The sequence below is a fragment of the Pseudomonas pharyngis genome, assembly GCF_021602345.1.
Lineage (GTDB): Bacteria > Pseudomonadota > Gammaproteobacteria > Pseudomonadales > Pseudomonadaceae > Aquipseudomonas > Aquipseudomonas pharyngis.
The window spans coordinates 123,261-138,627 of the sequence record NZ_BQID01000001.1 but is presented as its reverse complement, the minus strand read 5'-3'; the positions used below and the strand labels follow the sequence as shown (position 1 = coordinate 138,627).

Here is a 15,367-nt window from a genome sequence, read left to right as displayed (position 1 = left end):
GTACTGCCGTCGGGATTACCCGAAGGCCAGGTGCCCGTTCGCCCATCGATTGCAGGCAACCGCAGAGTTGCCCCATCTGCCTGAGAGAGGAACCACCTCATGACACGGATCGCAACGCCCATCAGCGACATCAAGGAACACTACGACGTGATCGTCATCGGCTCCGGGTATGGCGGCGGCATTGCCGCGTCGCGCCTGTCCCGGGCCGGTAAAAGGGTCTGTCTGCTGGAACGCGGTCGGGAGATCCAGCCCGGCGAATACCCCAACACCATGATCGCCGCGACCGAAGAGTTGCAGGTGCACGATCCGGACGGCCACATCGGCTCGCGCACCGGACTGTTCGACCTGCACGTCAACGCGCAGCAGAACGTGGTGGTCGGTTGCGGCCTCGGTGGCACGTCGCTGATCAATGCCAACGTTTCCCTGGAGCCGACTGTCGATGTGTTTCAGGATCCGCGCTGGCCCCTGGCGGTACGCGAGGACCACGACGGCTTGCTCAAGGCGGGTTACGCCAGGGCCCGGGAGATGCTCAAACCCAATCCCTACCCGAGCACCGCGCCGAACCTGCCGAAACTCGATGCCAACAAAAAATCGGCAGACTTCCTCAAGCAAGGCGCGCACTTCTACAAGCCGCCGATCAACGTGACCTTCGACAAACTGCCGAACAACCTCAACCACGTCGGCGTCGAGCAACTGCCGTGCAACCACTGTGGCGACTGCGTTTCGGGTTGTAACAACAAGGCCAAGAACACCACGCTGATGAACTACCTGCCGGACGCCACCAATCACGGCGCGGAGATTTTCTGTCAGGCCCAGGTGCGGCATCTGGAGCGGGACGGCAATGGCTGGATCGTGCACTTCCAGTACCTGGACAGCGGCCGCGAGAAGTTCGACGCCCCGACCTTGTTCGTGAAGGCTGACATCGTAGTGGTGTCTGCCGGCACCCTCGGCTCCACTGAAATTCTGCTGCGTTCGCGGGACAAAGGCCTGGCGATGTCCGGCCAGCTCGGCGAGAACATGAGCGGCAACGGCGACATCCTCGGCTTCGGCCACAACTGTGAGCAGACCATCAACGGCATCGGTTTCGGCGCGCATTCGGCCAAGGAACTGCAACCGGTCGGCCCATGCATCACCTCGATCATCGACATGCGCACCGAGGGTGACCGCAGCAGTCGCATGGTCATCGAGGAAGGCTCGATCCCCGGCGCGCTCGGCCGGCCGATGGTGCCGGCGATGGCCGGGTTCGCCGAAATGATCGGCAAGCCCACCGACGACAGCTTCAGTGGCAAGGTGAAGTACAAGGAGCGCGAAGCTGAAAGCTTCCTGCGCGGCCCGTATCACGGCGCGCTGCACAACATGCAGACCTACCTGATCATGAGCCACGACAGCGGCCAGGGACGCATGGTTCTCGACAGCAAGGATCAACTGCGCATCGACTGGCCGGGTGTCGGCGAGCAGGAAAACTTCAAGATCGGCAACCAACGCCTGTACCAGAGCACCAAGGCCCTGGGCGGGATCTGGGTCGAGAATCCGATCTGGACCAAGCTGCTCAAGCACAGCATCGTCTCGGTGCATCCGCTCGGTGGTTGCGTGATGGGCGAAGACGCCGCGCAAGGCGTGGTCAACCACAAGGGCCAGGTGTTCAGCGGCGCCAGTGGCACCGATGTCTACGCTAACCTGTACGTGACCGACGGCGCGGTGATCCCGACGTCACTGGCGGTCAATCCGCTGCTGACCATCTCCGCCGTGAGCGAGCGCAACATGGGCCTGCTGGCGGCAGACCGAGGCTGGACGATCGACTACACGCTGCCGTCGGCGCCGCGCAAACAGACCGCGCCGCCGACCCTTGGCGTGCAGTTCACTGAAACCATGAAAGGCTACTTCTCCCGCGCCTTCACCGCCGCGCAAAGCACCGACCTCAAGGTTTACGAGGCGGCCGCCAAACGCGGCGAGGCGGACAACTCGCCGATCGACTTCACCCTGACCATCACCGCCAACGACCTCAACCGGATGATCAAGGAGCCGGAACACGCCGCGACCATCGTCGGCACGGTGATCGCTCCGGCGCTGTCGCCAGAACCGCTGACCGCCAGCAACGGTGTGTTCAACCTGTTCGAGCAATTCGAACAGCAGGTCGATACGCGCCACATGAAGTACGACATGAAACTGACCGCCGAGGACGGCAACGACTACTTCTTCAGCGCCTTCAAGACCGTGCCGGAAGACAACGGCGTGCTGAATATCTGGCATGACACCAGCACCCTCTACGTCACGCTGTATCGCGGGCCGGACAAGACCGGCGAGGTGATCGGCTCCGGGGTGATGCACATCAAACCGACCGATTTCGCCAAGCAGATGACCACCATGAAAGTCCTCAATGCGCGCAACGAGCGTGAGCGCATCGAAGGGCTGGCGCGGTTCGGCAAGTTCTTCGCCGGGATTCTCTGGGAGAGTTACGGTGGGGTGTTCGCCGGTGACAAATACTTCAACCCCGACGCACCGCCACGGCTGAAACGGCCACTGGATGCGCCGACGCCGGCCGTGCATTTCTTCTCCACCGAAGACGGCGTGCAGTTGCGCCTGACCCGCTATCAGGCCGGCAGCAAAGGCCCGGTGATGCTGGTGCATGGCCTGGGGGTGGGCTCGAATATCTTTTCCACCGATACGATCCAGACCAACCTGCTTGAGTTTCTGTGCAAGCACGACTACGACGTGTGGCTGCTGGATTTCCGGGTGAGCATCCTGCTGCCGGCAAGCAAGAAAGAATGGAACGGCGACCAGATCGCCCAGTACGACTTCAAGGCCGCCATCGCGCAGATCCAGCAGGAAACCAAAGCCAAGGACGTGCAGTGCGTGGTGCATTGCTATGGCGCGACCACGTTCTTCATGTCATTGCTCGCCGGCTTGCAGGGCGTGCGTTCGGTGGTCTGCTCGCAGATTGCCGCCGACACGGTGGTCGCGACCGCAACGGGGTTGAAGGCCGGTCTGCACTTGCCGGGAATGCTCGACGCGATCGGCATCAAATCCATGACCGCCTACGCCGACAGCAAGGAGAACTGGTTCAACCGGCTCTACGACAAGGCGCTCAACGGCTACGCGCGAATCGAAGCCCAGGGCTATTGCACCAATCCGGTGTGCCACCGCATCACCTTCATGTACGCCTCGCTGTATCGCCACGACACCCTCAATGAAACGCTGCACGACAACCTGCACGAGCTGTTCGGCGAGTCGAACATCGAGACCTTCGAGCACCTGGCGCTGATCGTGCGCAAAGGGCATCTGGTGGATTTCAAAGGGCACGACGTGTACATGCCGCACTTTGATCGGCTGACCATGCCGATCTGCTTCATCAGCGGCGCCGATAACCAGTGTTATCTGCCGGAAAGTACGCTCAAGACTTATCAGAAGGTTTGCGAGAAGCATGGGCCGGAGCGCTACAGCCGGCATGTGGTGCCGGGTTACGGCCACATCGACTGCATGTTCGGCAAGAACGCGGTGGTCGATGTGTATCCGATCATCCTTGAACACCTGGAGAAAACGGCCCTCGGTTGACTTGAAACCGAGTCGACTGCAATCGCGAGCAGGCTCGCTCCCACATTGGAATGCGATGCGCATTGGTGGGAGCTGGCCTGCCAGCGATGGCGGGGTGTCGGGCGCTATATCTCTCCGGTCTGCACAAGGAAATGGATGACATGGACAGCTACATCCGCTGGTTTCAACGCTTCATCTGGCTCGGCATTGCGATGAACATGGTGTTCGCGATCCCGGCGCTGTTTGCGCCGGGGTTGCTGACATCGGTGGTCGGCCTGCCGCCGCAACTCTCCGACCCGTGGCTGGAAAACGCCGGGATGCTGCTGGTGGGTATCAGCGTGTTCTACATGCCGTCGGGCTTCAACGCGCCGCGCTATGTGGTGCATTCCTGGTTGTGCGTGCTGACGCGGTTGATCGCCGTGGCGTTCTGGATCTACCTGATCAACACCAGCAGCCAGGGCTCGGTGTTCGTGCCGATGCTGATGGGCGACCTGGGCTTTTTCCTGATCCTCGGCATCCTGCTGTACCTCGGCACCCCTCCTGAAAACCGACCCTTGGCGCTGCTCTGTGATGGCTGGCGCGAATGGCGGGCGGCGTGGGCGCGGCACTGGCAGAGCCACGGGTTCAAGGTCGGCACGCTGGTCGTGGTGGCGCTGCTGGCGTTCATCGGTTACCAGACCTGGTATCAGATGCTGCGCGTGGTGCCGGAGCAGGATTACGCCTCCGACGAAGACCACTACAAATACGCCGCTATCGGTCTCGGTATCGAAGCGCGGATTCCCTATTACCTGTTCTCGGTGCTGCCGCAGATGTGCCCGGAAAAACTGCCGAAACCCGGTGGCTGGGAAGTTTTCGGTTTCCTGTTCGAGAACGGCAAGGACCTGCCGATCGGCATGGCCAAGCGACAGGTCGGCTACCCGACCGTCGAGCCGAACTGCGCGCTGTGCCACACCGGTTCCTACCGGGCGAATGCCAGCGACGTCGCGGTGAATGTGCCGAGCGCACCGGCCAATACCCTGCAACTGCAGGCCTTCCAGTGGTTCGCCTACGATTGCGCCAGTGATCCGAAATTCACCACCGACGCGGTGATGGCGGCGATCAACAGCAAATTCCAACTCGGCTTTTTCGAGAAGCTCTACAACCGTTACCTGATCATCCCGATGGCCAAGACCGCGCTGCTCAAACAGAAGCAGGCCTACGCCTGGCAGAAGCTGCGCCCGCAACAGGGACCGGGGCGAACCGACACCTTCAACCCGACGAAAATGGTGGTGTTCGGTTTCCCGGATGACTCGACCATCGGCACCGTCGACCTGCCGCAAGTGTGGAACCAGAAACCCCGGGAATCGATGTACCTGCACTGGGACGGCAATAACAACAAGATCCACGAGCGCAACTACGCCGCCGCGATGGCCGTGGGCGCGACGCCGGAGTCAGTGCTGCCGCCGAGCTTCAATCGGGTGACCAACTGGCTGCTCGGGCACAAGGCGCCGGCGTGGCCGTGGGCACTGGATCAGGCCAAGGTCGCTCAGGGCAAACCGGTGTGGGAGGCTAACTGCGCGGGTTGTCACGATTTCGGTCGCGTCGACACCGGGCAGGTCACCACCAATATCGACCAGCTCGGCACCGATCCGCACCGGCTGAACTCGTTCACCACCGGGCTGGTGGCGGCGTTCCACACCTTCAAGAAACCGCCGTTCGATTTCGGCGCCTACCGCAAGACCCAGAGCTACAGCAACACGCCCACCGACGGCATCTGGCTGCGCGCGCCGTATCTGCACAACGGCTCGGTGCCGACCCTGTGGGACTTGCTGCAACCGCCGGAAAAACGTCCACAGGTGTTCATCACCGGCTCCGATGTCTACGACCCGGTCAACGTTGGCTTCGTGACCAGTGGCGCCCAGGCCAAAGCCTCGGCGGATTTCACCTACGACACGCGCCTGGAGGGCAACCACAACAGCGGTCACCTGTACGGCACGACGCTGTCGGACGACGACAAGCGTGCGCTGATCGAATTCATGAAAACCCTGTGAACCCCTACGGATAGAGGATTACGCCATGTCAGCGGTCGGTCATCTGAAACACGAATACGACAAGGTCAAGCTGCGCCTGCACGGGTTGTTCACGCGCATCGAAATGGCCTGGATGAAGCTCATCAGCGAGCTGGAGCCGCAGGAGTTTCAAGCCATCATCAAGTTGCTCCAGCGCGGTCACGATCAGGCGCAATACGTGCTCAAGCACGGCGAGCTGCCGGACGACGAGCCGGCAGTGCCGTGGGAGTTGGCCCACGGCCTGTCGATCCTGCGCATCGGCAACGCGACGCCGTTGCCGCAATCGCCCGATCAACTGCAGACCAAGGTGCTCAAGGACGGCACGCTGCTGGGCTGCCGCAAATGGGAGCTGCTGGATCTGCTGTGGAGCGAGGCGCTGCTGAAGTGGATCGAGAACCTGCGCCATCACGCGACCTTCGGCACCGATCCGGCGCTGGTGACCATGGAGCGCGAGGTGACGCTGGCGATTGCCGGCGACTGGGGCACCGGGCCGTTCAACAGCCATGCGCCGGCGGTGTCGGTGGCCAACCAGATGCAATTGGCTAATGCCGATTTCACCATTCACCTGGGGGATGTCTATTACGCCGGCACCCACTCCCAGGAAGACACCGACATGGCCGGCTGGCCGATGGGCACCCACGGCTCGTTCACCCTCAACTCCAATCACGAGATGTACAGCGGCGCCCATGGTTATTTCAAGGAACTGGCCGCGCGTTTTCCGGGGCAGCAGGGCACCAGCTACTTTGCCCTGATCAATGACGACTGGCTGATTGTCGGGCTGGACACGGCGTACGCCTCGGACGTCATGAACCTGTACATGGACGGCACACTCAACAAACCGCAGATCGAGTGGATGAAAAGCCTGCCCAAACGCAAGAAGCTCATGGTGCTCAGCCACCATCAGGGCTTCGACATCACCGGACACAACAAGACCGCGCTGTATCAACCGGTGTGCGATGCACTGGGGCGCGAGCCGGATTACTGGTACTGGGGGCATCTGCACAATGGCATCGTCTATGCGCCGCAGGGTGGGCTGCACGCGCGCTGTGCCGGGCATGGAGCGATTCCCTACGGGACTACCAGCGAGCTGAACGGACATTCGCGGGTACTGTTTTCGGAGACGCAGGATGCGAACGATCCGGACTATCCGCTGCGGGTATTGAACGGCTACGCGAAGATCAGGTTGGTGGGGGAGGAGATTTTCGAGGAGTTTATCGGGGAGGATGGATCGGTGAGGTGGTCATCGACGTGATCCGTTCTGATCGTTCCCGCGCAGGGCGCGGGAACGATCAATGACGCGAATCAACCCTGAACCGGAACCCCCTTGAGATACGGCGCAGGCTCGGCCCCGAGGTTGCTCAGCATCCGCTCGCTGTACCAGTCCACGAAGTTGACCACGCCGAACTCATAGGTCTTGGAGTACGGGCCCGGCTGGTACGCCGTGGAGTTGATCCCGCGCTGGTTCTCTTCGGCCAGACGACGGTCCTGATCGTTGGTCGCATCCCACACCTGGCGCATGCGTTCGACGTCGTAGTCCACGCCTTCGACGGCATCCTTGTGCACCAACCACTTGGTGGTGACCATGGTTTCCTGGGCGCTGATCGGCCACACGGTGAACACGATAATGTGGTCGCCCATGCAGTGGTTCCACGAGTGCGGCAGGTGCAGGATGCGCATCGAGCCCAGATCGGGGTTCTTGATCCGGCCCATCAGCTTGGCGCAGCCCTGTTTGCCGTCCATGGTCATCGACACGGTGCCCTTGAGCAGCGGCATGCGCACGATACGGTTGCGCAGGCCGAAACTGGCGTGGGCGTAAGGGATCTTCTCGGCTTCCCAGGCAGCGGCGGAGGCGGCGACGTGGTCCTTGAACGCCTGATCGGCGCGCGGGTCGGTGACGTCGTCCCATTCCAGCAGGGTTTTCAGCAGCTCCGGGTGCGAACCGTTGCAGTGGTAGCACTCGCGGTTGTTTTCCAGCACCAGTTTCCAGTTGGCCTTTTCCATCAAGGTGGTTTGCACCGCCACCTTGGTGTTTTCCATGTCGTACGGTTCCATGTAGTGGTTCAGGGTCGACAGGAAGTCATCGATGGCCGGCGGGTTCTCCGCCAGGCTGATGAAGATGTAGCCGCCGGCAGTCTTCACGTTCACCGGTTTCAGACCGTACTGCTTCATGTCGAAGTCGGCGCCCATCTCGGTGCCGGCGAACAGCAGGCGACCGTCCAGCTCATACGTCCACTGGTGGTAGTGGCAGACCAGTTTGGCGACCTTGCCCTTGTCGCTGGTGCACAGGCGCGAGCCACGGTGGCGGCAGACGTTGTGGAACGCATGCACCACGCCTTCGGCGCCGCGAATGACGATGATCGGGTTCTTGCCGATCTGCAGGGTGATGTAGTTGCCCTTGGCCGGGATTTCGCAGGTCATGCCGGCGATCAACCACTCCTTCTGGAAGATCTCCTGCATGTCGATATCGAACAGGCGCTCGTCACTGTAGAACGGCTGCGGCAGCGAATAGGTGCGCTCGCGTTCCTGCAGCATTTGTGCGGTGGCCTTGCGTGCGGGTTCCAGCGGGTCGCCCAGGCTGATTTTTGCGGTGTCCATCGATGAATTCCTCAAGGCCATCTGCGTGGCCGCGAAAGTGGCTGATCAGGGTTGCAGCGCAAGGTGTAAAGAATCTGTTTGTGTTGAGGGCGAGTGTGGGGCCGGCGCAGGCGAGAACCTTATCCATGGGCGACATGGTGCAATCTGTTCCCGACGCGCAACCCCCGGTGGTTGGGGGCTGGTCGCGATAAGTATGTGAATGTCGCGGATAGGTAAACGGGCCGTTCGCGCTATACGCAGAATCGCCACATGAAGGCCGACAGTCGGCCGTGGAGAACAGCATGTCGAACAGCTTCCTGAATCCGGTCACCACCCAGACCTGGGCCAATGGCCGACACATCGTCCGTTGCGTCAAAGTCATCCAGGAAACCTGGGATGTGCGCACCTTCTGCTTCATGGCCGACCAACCGATCCTGTTCTTCTTCAAGCCCGGACAGTTCGTGACCCTGGAGCTGGAGATCGAAGGCCAGCCGATCATGCGTTCGTACACCATCTCCAGCTCGCCATCGGTGCCTTACAGCTTTTCGGTGACCATCAAGCGCGTGCCGGGGGGCAAGGTCTCCAACTGGCTGCACGACACGCTGCATGAAGGCCAGGAGCTGGCGGTACACGGGCCGGTCGGGCTGTTCAACGCCATCGACTTCCCGAGCCCGAAAGTGCTGTACCTGAGCGGCGGTGTCGGTATCACGCCGGTGATGTCCATGGCGCGCTGGTTCTACGACACCAACGGCAACGTCGACATGACGTTTATCCACAGCGCCCGCTCGCCGAAAGACATCATTTACCACCGCGAGCTGGAACACATGGCGTCGCGGATCGACAACTTCAGCCTGCACCTGATCTGCGAAAAGCATGGGCTGGGCGAGCCGTGGGCCGGCTATCGCGGCTACCTCAACCACAAGATGCTGGAACTGATGGTGCCGGACTTCCTCGAGCGCGAAGTCTTCTGCTGCGGCCCGACGCCGTACATGACCGCGGTCAAGCGCCTGCTGGAAAACGCCGGCTATGACATGAAGCGCTATCACGAGGAATCCTTCGGCGCCACGCCGCCGGAAGCCCGCGCCGATGCGGTGGAACAGGCCGAGCAGGCAGCGGAAGCACCGGAAGTCCCGGCGGCGGATCTGCACCTGGTGGAATTCACTTCTTCGGACAAGAGCATCCGTGTTGCGCCGGGCGAGACCGTGCATGCGGCGGCTGCCAAGGTCGGCCTGATGATCCCGAAAGCCTGCGGCATGGGGATCTGCGGGACGTGCAAGGTGCTCAAACTGGGTGGCGAAGTGGAGATGGATCACAACGGCGGGATCACCGAGGACGACGAGGCGGAGGGGTACATTCTTTCTTGCTGCAGTGTGCCGAAGGGGGATGTTCGGATCGAATATTGAGGGTGCTTCAAAAGCCCCCTCACCCCAGCCCTCTCCTGGAGGGAGAGGGAGCTGATTGGGGGATGCTCTAGGAATACGCCGACCTGAATTTTCTTTGCCGAATCCATAATCGATAAGGTCTTGCAGGTCGATGTAGCTCGCCAAAACAACTCGGTCGGTTCCCTCTCCCTCCGGGAGAGGGCTAGGGTGAGGGGAGGGGCCCACAGGCACACTGATCAATCCACAAACAAATCCGTCATCAACCTCGCATCACTCCCCGGTTCAAAGCGGTAATGATCGAACTCGGTCACGCCGCTTTCCCGCAAGACCTGCTCATCGATCAACAACCGCCCGGTAATCCGCCGCCCGCTGCTGCTCAAAATCACATGCGCCGCATCCGCCATGATCGCTGGCGTGCGCGCATGCTTGAACGACTCGCGATTGCCCAGCTGAAACTCGATCGCCGCCGTGGCGATCATGGTCTGCGGCCACAGCGAATTGACGCTGATCCCGTAGTTGGCGAACTCCTCGCTCATCCCGACCGTCAGCATGCTCATGCCGTACTTGGTCACGGTGTAGGGGCTGTATTGCGCGAACCATTTGCTGGCCAGATTCAGCGGCGGTGACAGGTTAAGGATGTGCCCGGAGGATTTCTTCAGGTAGGGCAGGGCGGCCTGGCTGCACAGCAACACCGCGCGGGTGTTGATCTGATGCATCAGGTCGAAACGCTTGAGTTCGATGTGCTGCACACCGGTCAACTTGATCGCCCCGGCGTTGTTCACCAGTGCGTCGATTCCGCCGAAGTGTTCGTTGGCCTGGGTCAGCGCCTGACGCACCGCGTCTTCATCACGCACATCCAGTTGCAGCGCCAAAGCCTTGCCGCCGGCCGCTTCGACTTCCGCGGCGACGCTGTGGATGGTGCCGGGCAACTTGGCGTGCGGCTCGGCGCTCTTGGCCGCGATCACGATATTGGCCCCGTCCTGTGCAGCCCGCAGCGCAATCTCGCGCCCGATGCCACGACTGGCGCCGGTGATGAACAAGGTTTTGCCTTTTAGCGACATACGCAAGCTCCTGCTTATTGTTATGTGAGCGATGGCTCGACAGACAATGTAGACCAAGTCTTCAGGCGCAGAAGGTGAGGGGCGATCAGGTGGGCTTTGGTGGGAGCGAGCCTGCTCGCGATGGCGGAATATCAGCTTGCATCCATGTTGGATGTGCTGGCCTCATCGCGAGCAGGCTCGCTCCCACAGGGCGGCTGTATAAGCCGGGACTTTAGTGAGACATGACTTCGCGGATGTCGCGCGCCAGTTCGCGTACGCGTTCTTCTTCGGTGTCCCACGAGCACATGAAGCGGGCGCCGCCCTTGCCGATGAAGGTGTAGAAGCGCCAGTTCCTGGCGGTCAGGGCGGCGATGGCCGGTTCCGAGAGTTGCAGGAACACGCCGTTGGCCTGGACCGGGAACATCAGCTCCACGCCCGGGATGTCGCTGACCAGTTCGGCCAGCAGTTGCGCGCAGTGGTTGGCGTGGCGGGCGTATTTGAGCCATGCGTCATTTTCCAGGATGCCGACCCACGGGGCCGACAGGAAGCGCATTTTCGAGGCCAGCTGCCCGGCCTGTTTGCAGCGGTAGTCGAAGTCTTCGGCCAATTTGTGGTTGAAGAACAGGATTGCCTCACCCACCGCCATGCCGTTTTTCGTGCCGCCGAAGCACAGCACGTCGACGCCGGCCTTCCAGGTCAGGTCTGCCGGCGAGCAGCCGAGGAAGGCGCAGGCGTTGGAGAAACGCGCGCCGTCCATGTGCAGGTTCAGGCCCAGCTCCTTGCAGGTGTCGCTGATGGCGCGGACTTCTTCCGGGGTGTAGACGCTGCCGACTTCGGTGGCCTGGGTCAGGGTCACGACGCGCGGTTTCGGGTAGTGGATGTCTTGGCGCTTGAGTGCGACTTCGCGGATCGAGGCCGGGGTGATCTTGCCGTTTTCGGTGCCGGCGATCAGCAGTTTCGAACCGTTGGAGAAGAATTCCGGCGCGCCGCATTCGTCGGTTTCGACGTGGGCGGTTTCCGAGCAGATCACGCTGTGGTAACTCTGGCACAGCGACGACAGCGCGAGGGAGTTGGCGGCGGTGCCGTTGAAGGCGAAGAACACTTCGCAGTCGGTCTCGAACAGCTTGCGGAAATCATCCGAGGCGCGGGCTGTCCATTCATCGTCGCCATAGGCGCGCTGGTGGCCGTGGTTGGCCTGTTCCATGGCAGCCCAGGCTTCAGGGCAGATACCGGAATAGTTGTCGCTGGCGAATTGTTGGCTCTTGTCGGTCATGGCCGGCTTCCGTGGTCGGCGCGCTTGTGGCGCTCCGTTGGTCAATGATGGTGCGCACTTTACCGAAGATCATCCGGGGAGCACACGGGATGTCGCTGTCAGAACTTTACAAGGATGCGAGCCGATTATGCACCTGAGCCAGCGCGACGGCGCACTCGATCTGCTCAAGTGGCTGGCGCTGCTGAGCATGCTGGTCGATCACCTGCGATATGTCGGGATCAGCGCCGATTGGCTGTATGTGCCGGGACGGCTGGCGTTCCCGTGGTTCTGCCTGGCGATGGCGGCGAATCTGGCACGGGACGGCGCGCGCAAGACCGAATGGCGTTATCTGGGCTGGTTGTTGCTGTTCAGTCTGCTCAGCGAGATTCCCTACCGTTTGTACATTCCAGAGCCCGACACGTTGAACGTGATGCCGACGCTGGCGCTGGGCCTGCTGGTGGCGCGGGGCTGGCAGGATCGAGCGCTGATTTCGCGACTGCTGGGCGTCAGTGCTTTGCTGGTGGCCGCGCTGTTCCCGGAGCGACTGATGTTCGGTTTGTTCGGTGTCCTGCTGCCGCTGGCGATGTTGCTGGTGTTTCGCAAACCCTGGTTTTTCAGCCTGTTGCCGGGCCTGCTGTGTCTGGCCGCTAATCAATGGCGGGTGCTCTACGAATCCGCGCAGTTCGGCAACATCGTCGCCATCCTCGGGATTGCGACCTGCCTGATCGCGCCACTGCTCGGAATGTTCCTGTTGCGACACGCCACTTGCCTCCACGCGCCACCCATGCGGCGCTGGGCGTATGCGCTCTATCCCGCGCATTTCATGGTTCTTCTGGCCTTGCGCCAGCTGCTTGTTTGAGTCCGTCGCCGCCGCCATGTCGTAAACGCACCTTTGCGTGGCGTCCGTAGGCATTTGACCTCCCTGCGCCGGCCATACCATCGCATCAAAGGGCACTGGCTGAACGCCGTGCCTTACCGAGACGAATGGCGCACAGATGCCGCTGGGAGAGACGCGATGTTCAGCAAGCAAGACCAGATCCAGGGTTACGACGATGCACTGCTGGCGGCGATGAATGCCGAGGAGCAACGTCAGGAAGATCACATCGAGCTGATCGCGTCGGAGAACTACACCAGCAAACGCGTGATGCAAGCGCAAGGCAGCGGCCTGACCAACAAATACGCCGAAGGCTATCCGGGCAAGCGCTATTACGGTGGCTGCGAGCACGTCGACAAGGTTGAAGCGCTGGCCATCGAACGCGCCAAACAACTGTTCGGCGCCGATTACGCCAACGTCCAGCCGCACTCAGGTTCCTCGGCCAACAGCGCCGTGTACCTGGCGCTGCTGCAAGCGGGCGACACCATTCTCGGCATGAGCCTGGCCCACGGCGGTCACCTGACCCACGGCGCCAAGGTTTCGTCCTCGGGCAAGCTGTACAACGCCGTGCAGTACGGCATCGACACCAAGACCGGTCTGATCGATTACGACGAAGTCGAGCGTCTGGCCGTCGAGTGCAAACCGAAGATGATCGTCGCCGGTTTCTCGGCCTACTCGAAAACCCTCGACTTCCCGCGCTTCCGTCAGATCGCCGACAAGGTCGGTGCGCTGCTGTTCGTCGACATGGCCCACGTTGCCGGTCTGGTGGCTGCCGGTCTGTACCCGAACCCGCTGCCGTACGCCGACGTGGTCACCACCACGACGCACAAGACCCTGCGCGGTCCGCGTGGCGGCCTGATCCTGGCCAAGGCCAACGAAGAAATCGAGAAGAAGCTCAACGCGGCGGTATTCCCCGGCGCCCAGGGCGGCCCGCTGATGCATGTCATCGCCGGCAAGGCCGTGTGCTTCAAGGAAGCGCTGGAGCCGGGCTTCAAGGCCTATCAGCAACAAGTGATCGACAACGCCCAGGCGATGGCGAGCGTATTTATCAAACGTGGCTACGATGTAGTGTCCGGCGGCACCGACAACCACCTGTTCCTGGTCAGCCTGATCCGTCAGGGCCTCACCGGTAAGGACGCCGACGCTGCCCTCGGTCGCGCGCACATCACCGTCAACAAGAACGCCGTACCGAACGACCCGCAGTCGCCGTTCGTGACCTCGGGCCTGCGCATCGGCACCCCGGCGGTGACCACTCGCGGCTTCAAGGTGACCCAGTGCGTGACGCTGGCCGGCTGGATCTGCGACATCCTCGACAACCTCGGCGATGCCGATGTCGAGGCCAACGTCGCCCAGCAGGTTTCGGCCCTGTGCGCTGACTTCCCGGTTTATCGCTGAGCGTTCTGGAGTACATGACTATGCAACGCTATTCGGGCTTCGGCCTCTTCAAACACTCCCTCAGCCACCACGAAAACTGGCAGCGCATGTGGCGCACGCCGACCCCGAAAAAGGTCTACGACGTGGTCATCGTCGGCGGCGGCGGGCACGGTCTGGCGACGGCCTACTATCTGGCCAAAGAGCACGGCATCACCAACGTGGCCGTGGTCGAGAAGGGCTGGCTGGGCGGCGGTAACACCGCGCGCAACACCACCATCGTTCGCTCCAACTACCTGTGGGACGAGTCGGCGCACCTGTACGAACACGCGATGAAACTGTGGGAAGGCCTGTCTCAGGACCTGAACTACAACGTGATGTTCTCCCAGCGCGGCGTCTACAACCTGTGCCACACCCTGCAGGACATCCGTGATTCCGAGCGTCGGGTCAGCGCCAACCGCCTCAACGGCGTCGACGGCGAACTGCTCAACGCCAAGCAGGTCGCGGACGAAATCCCGTACCTCGATTGCTCGAAAAATACCCGCTACCCGGTGATGGGCGCGACCGTTCAGCGTCGCGGCGGCGTGGCCCGTCACGATGCCGTGGCCTGGGGCTTTGCCCGTGCCGCCGACGCCCTCGGCGTGGACCTGATCCAGCAGACCGAAGTGATCGGTTTCCGCAAGGAAAACGGCGTGTGCATCGGCGTTGAAACCAACAAGGGCTTCATCGGCGCCAAGCGCGTCGGCGTGGTCACCGCCGGTAACTCCGGGCACATGGCCAAGCTCGCCGGTTTCCGTTTGCCGATCGAATCCCACCCGCTGCAGGCGCTGGTGTCCGAGCCGATCAAGCCGATCATCGACAGCGTGATCATGTCCAACGCCGTGCACGGTTACATCAGCCAGTCCGACAAGGGCGACCTGGTGATCGGCGCAGGTATCGACGGCTACAACGGCTACGGCCAGCGCGGTTCGTACCCGGTGATCGAGCACACCATCCAGGCCATCGTCGAGATGTTTCCGGTGCTGTCGCGGGTGCGCATGAACCGTCAGTGGGGCGGCATCGTCGACACCACGCCGGATGCGTGCCCGATCATTTCGAAAACCCCGGTCCCGAACATGTTCTTCAACTGCGGTTGGGGCACCGGTGGCTTCAAGGCCACACCTGGCTCGGGCAACGTGTTTGCCGCAAGCCTGGCCAAGGGTGAAATGCACCCGCTGGCCGCACCTTTCTCCATCGACCGTTTCCACAACGGTGCGTTGATCGACGAACACGGCGCTGCGGCTGTCGCCCACTAA

The 15,367-nt window shown here is 61.9% G+C and carries 10 protein-coding genes; 7 read left to right on the top strand and 3 right to left on the bottom strand.

From position 1 onward, the window contains the following. Positions 1 to 99: 99 nt before the first annotated feature. From L6D74_RS00600 to L6D74_RS00590, 3 genes are all read left to right on the top strand, one after another. Positions 100 to 3,552, top strand: a complete 3,453-nt coding sequence (locus L6D74_RS00600) for a GMC family oxidoreductase N-terminal domain-containing protein (RefSeq protein WP_236187464.1) — start codon at positions 100 to 102, stop codon at positions 3,550 to 3,552. A 140-nt stretch (positions 3,553 to 3,692) separates the two neighbouring features. Further along, positions 3,693 to 5,561 carry a c-type cytochrome gene (locus L6D74_RS00595; protein WP_236187463.1) on the top strand — a complete coding sequence of 623 codons (1,869 nt, stop codon included), beginning with the start codon at positions 3,693 to 3,695 and terminating at the stop codon, positions 5,559 to 5,561. Between the two features lie 25 nt (positions 5,562 to 5,586). Next, positions 5,587 to 6,831 carry a metallophosphoesterase family protein gene (locus L6D74_RS00590; RefSeq protein ID WP_236187462.1) on the top strand — a complete coding sequence of 415 codons (1,245 nt, stop codon included), beginning with the start codon at positions 5,587 to 5,589 and terminating at the stop codon, positions 6,829 to 6,831. A 50-nt stretch (positions 6,832 to 6,881) separates the two neighbouring features. On the opposite strand, the gene gbcA is transcribed toward L6D74_RS00590, so the two are convergent. After that, the gene (gene gbcA / locus L6D74_RS00585) at positions 6,882 to 8,174 is read right to left on the bottom strand and encodes a glycine-betaine demethylase subunit GbcA (RefSeq protein ID WP_039768012.1); all 1,293 of its coding nucleotides are present in this window, start codon (positions 8,172 to 8,174) and stop codon (positions 6,882 to 6,884) included. A gap of 281 nt (positions 8,175 to 8,455) precedes the next feature. Here gbcA and gbcB point away from each other — a divergent pair, with 281 nt between their 5' ends. Further along, the gene (gene gbcB / locus L6D74_RS00580) at positions 8,456 to 9,556 is read left to right on the top strand and encodes a glycine-betaine demethylase subunit GbcB (RefSeq protein WP_011336281.1); all 1,101 of its coding nucleotides are present in this window, start codon (positions 8,456 to 8,458) and stop codon (positions 9,554 to 9,556) included. A gap of 215 nt (positions 9,557 to 9,771) precedes the next feature. On the opposite strand, the gene L6D74_RS00575 is transcribed toward gbcB, so the two are convergent. Both L6D74_RS00575 and L6D74_RS00570 read right to left on the bottom strand, forming a co-directional pair. Next, entirely contained in the window at positions 9,772 to 10,596 is an 825-nt protein-coding gene (locus L6D74_RS00575) for an SDR family oxidoreductase (protein ID WP_236187461.1), read from the bottom strand. A gap of 211 nt (positions 10,597 to 10,807) precedes the next feature. Next, a complete protein-coding gene (locus L6D74_RS00570; protein ID WP_236187460.1) occupies positions 10,808 to 11,848 on the bottom strand; it encodes a threonine aldolase family protein in 1,041 nt (346 codons plus the stop codon). A 127-nt stretch (positions 11,849 to 11,975) separates the two neighbouring features. Between L6D74_RS00570 and L6D74_RS00565 the strand changes: the two genes are divergently transcribed. The 3 genes from L6D74_RS00565 to L6D74_RS00555 all read left to right on the top strand — a co-directional run bounded on the left by L6D74_RS00565 (position 11,976) and on the right by L6D74_RS00555 (position 15,367). Further along, complete coding sequence (locus tag L6D74_RS00565; protein ID WP_236187459.1) at positions 11,976 to 12,686, top strand: TraX family protein; 711 nt, start codon at positions 11,976 to 11,978, stop codon at positions 12,684 to 12,686. A gap of 156 nt (positions 12,687 to 12,842) precedes the next feature. Beyond that, positions 12,843 to 14,096: a serine hydroxymethyltransferase gene (gene glyA / locus L6D74_RS00560; RefSeq protein WP_011336274.1), complete on the top strand. Its 1,254-nt coding sequence runs from the start codon at positions 12,843 to 12,845 to the stop codon at positions 14,094 to 14,096. 20 nt (positions 14,097 to 14,116) lie between these two features. Then, positions 14,117 to 15,367 (top strand): sarcosine oxidase subunit beta, encoded by a 1,251-nt coding sequence (locus L6D74_RS00555; RefSeq protein WP_003206307.1) that lies wholly within the window; start codon positions 14,117 to 14,119, stop codon positions 15,365 to 15,367.

Coding starts and splice junctions, on each gene's coding strand:
- L6D74_RS00555 (WP_003206307.1), top strand. CDS start 14,117: ATGCAACGCTATTCGGGCTTCGGCCTCTTCAAACACTCCCTCAGCCAC.
- gbcA (WP_039768012.1), bottom strand. CDS start 8,174: ATGGACACCGCAAAAATCAGCCTGGGCGACCCGCTGGAACCCGCACGC.
- L6D74_RS00570 (WP_236187460.1), bottom strand. CDS start 11,848: ATGACCGACAAGAGCCAACAATTCGCCAGCGACAACTATTCCGGTATC.
- L6D74_RS00600 (WP_236187464.1), top strand. CDS start 100: ATGACACGGATCGCAACGCCCATCAGCGACATCAAGGAACACTACGAC.
- gbcB (WP_011336281.1), top strand. CDS start 8,456: ATGTCGAACAGCTTCCTGAATCCGGTCACCACCCAGACCTGGGCCAAT.
- L6D74_RS00595 (WP_236187463.1), top strand. CDS start 3,693: ATGGACAGCTACATCCGCTGGTTTCAACGCTTCATCTGGCTCGGCATT.
- glyA (WP_011336274.1), top strand. CDS start 12,843: ATGTTCAGCAAGCAAGACCAGATCCAGGGTTACGACGATGCACTGCTG.
- L6D74_RS00590 (WP_236187462.1), top strand. CDS start 5,587: ATGTCAGCGGTCGGTCATCTGAAACACGAATACGACAAGGTCAAGCTG.
- L6D74_RS00575 (WP_236187461.1), bottom strand. CDS start 10,596: ATGTCGCTAAAAGGCAAAACCTTGTTCATCACCGGCGCCAGTCGTGGC.
- L6D74_RS00565 (WP_236187459.1), top strand. CDS start 11,976: ATGCACCTGAGCCAGCGCGACGGCGCACTCGATCTGCTCAAGTGGCTG.